Source organism: Shigella sp. SIG3 (assembly GCF_053555855.1).
In genome coordinates this window covers 1-2,802 of the sequence record NZ_JBQZXE010000210.1, presented here as the reverse complement: position 1 = coordinate 2,802, position 2,802 = coordinate 1, and the positions used below count along the sequence as shown (strand labels likewise).

2 protein-coding genes and 1 pseudogene are annotated in these 2,802 nt (G+C 50.4%); all 3 read right to left on the bottom strand.

Going from position 1 to position 2,802, the window contains the following annotated elements; translation table 11 throughout:
- A partial coding sequence (etk, locus tag ACUU1I_RS20160) for a tyrosine-protein kinase (protein ID WP_449144898.1) occupies positions 1-1,957 on the bottom strand: 1,957 nt, incomplete at its 3' end.
- A 19-nt stretch (positions 1,958-1,976) separates the two neighbouring features.
- On the bottom strand, positions 1,977-2,423 hold the full coding sequence (gene etp / locus ACUU1I_RS20155; RefSeq protein WP_000057871.1) for a protein-tyrosine-phosphatase Etp: 447 nt from the start codon (positions 2,421-2,423) through the stop codon (positions 1,977-1,979).
- A pseudogene (locus ACUU1I_RS20150) lies at positions 2,411-2,802 on the bottom strand (polysaccharide export protein Wza); the annotation flags it as partial. The pseudogene ACUU1I_RS20150 and the gene etp, both read right to left, overlap by 13 nt.

Below are 2,802 nucleotides of genomic sequence, written 5' to 3'. Positions count from 1 at the left end.
CCAGCATCGGCGGCGTATCGACAATCACCAGATCGTAATGGTCGTTCGCCCATTCCAGTAATTGACGCATCCGATCGCGCATCAGCAGTTCAGACGGGTTAGGTGGCACCTGACCGCGAGTAATCACATCAAAGCCTCCTTTGCCAAAATGCTGGATCACTTTGTTGAGCTCATCTTTACCTGCCAGATATTCCGACAAGCCATGTTCATTACTCACGGTAAACAGGTTATGCGAATAACCACGGCGTAAGTCGGCATCAATAAATAACACTTTTTGATCGGACTGGGCGATCACCGCTGCCAGAGTTGAACTGACAAACGTTTTACCACTGTCTGGCGTCGCACCGGTGATCATCAGAATGTTATTCTCAGTCTCCATCATAGCGAAATGCAGACTGGTTCGTAGCGCACGTACGGCTTCCACAGCAGAATCCGCCGGGTTATCCACCGCCAGGAAGGGGATATTTTTAGTACGATGGCGCTGCTGATTAGAAAATAAATTTTTCTTACGCAGACGGGTGCGTTTATCCAGCCACTCGGACATTGGGATAGTGGAATAAACGCTGATGCCGTGCTCTTCCAGTTGTTCCGGGGCTTCTACACCACGACGCAACATCGCACGCGCCAGCACGGCACTCACCGAAATAAACAGGCCAAGAATAAAACCAAGCACCACATTCAACGCTTTTTTCGGTTTCACTGGCTGCGGCTGAGTGACTGCCGGGTCGATAATCCGCACGTTACCAATGGCACTGGATTTCGAAATACTCAACTCCTGCTGGCGGTTAAGTAATTGCAGATATACCGCACGGCCCGCTTCTACGTCACGACTTAAACGCAACACTTCCTGTTGGGTGGAAGGCATTGCCGATACCCGCTTATTCAGGCGTTTGCGTTCTTGCTCCAGCGTCTGGCGTTTTTCCAGCAGCGCACGATAAGTTGGGTGATCTTTCTTATACAGCTGGGAGATCTCTGCCTCGCGGAAGGTCAGCTCATTGAGTTGATTATCAACGTTCACAATCTGCTCAAGAACGGCTTTGGCTTCCAGGTTAAGGTCAACCGAATCGCGCTGCTGGCGATAAACGTTGAGTTTTTCTTCCGCCTGGTCCAGCTCGCTGCGCACTTCAGGTAACTGGTGCTGTAAGAATTCAAGGCTTTGTGAATCCTGCGCCGCCTGGCGAGCGATATTCTGTTGCAAATAGTTGTTAGCGATGCTGTTCAGAATACGAGTAATCAACTGGGGATCATCACCAGTCATGGTAAGTTCCAGCATCCCGCTTTCTTTACTGCGTTCGCTAACGGTAAAGGTTTCCTGCAATGTGTTAATCGCTTCCAGTTCGGTACGCTGGCTCAGGACAAACTGTGTTCCTGGTTTGGCCTTAATGTCCGCGATAGTCAGCGCAACGCCATCTTTTTCCAGACGCTGGCCGACCATACCATTGACGGTGAACTCTTCACCTTCCAGTGTATAGTGGCCGTTTTCCCCAACCGTGAGTGTCAGTTGCTGATCCTGACCATTCAGTTGTGGAATATGCATCCAGCTGATCGCCAGCTCACCTGGTTTTTCTTTGGTTAATCTCGCCCAGCCGCGACCCACAATCGGAAAATACTTCTGCTCAACTATGTCGCGCAGATTCAGTTCAGCAATGGTTTTACCGAGAATCATGCGCGATTGCAGCAGTTGGATCTCCGGTGCAGACTCGGGCGATGAGTTAGGGAGCATATCGCTCAGGCCGCTGAGAATGGCGTTGCCCTGTTTTTGCTCAACCTGGACCAGAGTATCTGCCTGATAAATTGGTGTGCTTAACAGCGAGTAAGCGACAGCGATCAGCGTGAATAACGCGGTCACGCTGATAATAAACTTACGGTGATCCCATAACTCGCCGACCAGACGAAGCAGATCGATCTCATTTTCCTGAGTGCTGCCTAGTGGCGTATTCATATTTTTAGTTGTCATCGTATTTTATAAACTCAAATTACCGGCTGAGGCGCTTCGCCCATTCCTGACTGGCGCGCTCCAACATACCGTAGACATGTTCAAATGCGTCCTGACTTTTACGATAGGGATCCGGGATCTCTTTCTGTTCCAGCCATTGCCCAAACAGCATTGTCTTCCCGCGGACCTCGGGAGCAATTGCGGTAACCTGAGCAATATGTTCCGACTCCATTGCCAGAATCAGATCGTAATTTCGTGCCATCTCAGCAGTGAGCTTACGTCCAGCATGTCCTTCAAGAGATACGCCATGATTAGCGGCAACATCTGCCGCTGTCGCATCTGCAGGGTGTTTTACCAGACCATGAACACCTGCCGATTTGACTTTTACGCCCGGCAGACGTTTACGCAGCAAGCGCTCGCCAATGGGCGAACGGCAAATGTTGCCGGTACAAACCACTAGGATTGAGTTAAATTTTAGTTGGGCCATGTTTGAATCCACCGTGAAGTCTCTGTCAGGTCATGCACCCCGGAAATCGTCGGTACCAGCAGAGAAATCACACGGTTCCAACGAGCCAGCGGCGCGGTAGTGACATAAACAATGTCGTAAGGTTCAAGCTGGAATTCCGTTCCGAGTATCATTGCCGATGCGTCCTTCGCATTCAGCTGATAAATATTGGCGATTTTGCCATTCTGCTTGTTTTGCGTTGCACGAATAACAAAAATCCCCGTCGCATCAGCGACATCCTGATTCATACCCTCAGCGTTACCCAGCGCTTCTGCCAGGGTCATACCGCTGCGGTCCATTTTCAGCGTGCTCTGTTTACCCACTTCACCCATCACGAAGACTTTCAGATCATCGTTGCGCG

Excerpts from the sequence above, each read along its gene's own strand:
- etp (WP_000057871.1), bottom strand. The coding sequence starts at position 2,423 with ATGGCCCAACTAAAATTTAACTCAATCCTAGTGGTTTGTACCGGCAAC.